Here is a 945-nt window from a genome sequence, read left to right as displayed (position 1 = left end):
TCCGACAATCACTGCGTCGGGGGACTGGTGGACGAGCTCAGCAATATGGTCGAGGTCGACATGGCCGCGCTCGTTGAGCACGACGGCCAGCGCATCGGCCGCGGAGGTGATGACTGGCGGCGCCGGCGGCGCGATGACGCGCTCGGAAAAGATCGGCCCTGGCCTCGCCGTATCTGTCTCCAGATCGTAATCCTCGATCGAGGCGACCAGCCAGCAATCGGGATCGTCGAGGAAGGGCTGAAGGTTCGGGCGACGATGCGTCTCGCGCACTTCGCCGCTTTCCGGATCCTCCGTTATCGCGACGGTGGTGTGATTGATCGGGCCGAAGTCGCGCACGAAGCTTGACCAGGCGATGCGCAGCCGCACCTGCGCGTCTTTCCAGGGTCGATCGAGCTCCTGCGCTTTCAGCACCTCGCGCACGGCGTCACGGATCGGGATCAGCTTGGCGATGATGCGGATATGTTTTTCCGACAGGCCTTCGCCTGTCCGCCCTTTCCGCATGGTAATAGTGACCGGCTCGCCCTCGATGATTTGCATGAGGCCACGGCTTTGGTCGAAGAGGAAACTACCCTCGCGCGCATGGCGGTCAACAGGCAGACCGACGACACGATCACCGTCGTCGTCCAGATCGAGATCGATTTCGGTCGGCTTGCCGTCATAGAGGGCTTCCGGAAGAAGGCGGATCGCGGCATCCAGGGCCGTGCCGAGGTTCTGCCCGTCTCGTGGCAGGCACGTATAGGTCTCGCCGAACGGGCCGGAGGTGAGCACGTGTGTGCCGAGCACGAACCCGGGATGCCGCACGACCCACCGGTTCACCCGGATGGCACCCTCATCGACTGTGGCCCCACGAACCTCATCGAGATCGAGCCAGCCCACTATCACCTTCCGGCTCGCCGAGCTTTCGCTTGCGTAAAAACAAGGATGTCGACGACGACGTCCGTGCCG

1 pseudogene is annotated in these 945 nt (G+C 63.5%); it reads right to left on the bottom strand.

The features are described from left to right. Positions 1-945, bottom strand: a pseudogene (locus RCCGE510_RS32640) (lactate dehydrogenase); the annotation flags it as partial.

It is taken from the genome of Rhizobium sp. CCGE 510 (assembly GCF_000292525.1).
Classification (GTDB): Bacteria; Pseudomonadota; Alphaproteobacteria; order Rhizobiales; family Rhizobiaceae; genus Rhizobium.
This window is presented reverse-complemented; position numbering and strand designations above follow the sequence as displayed.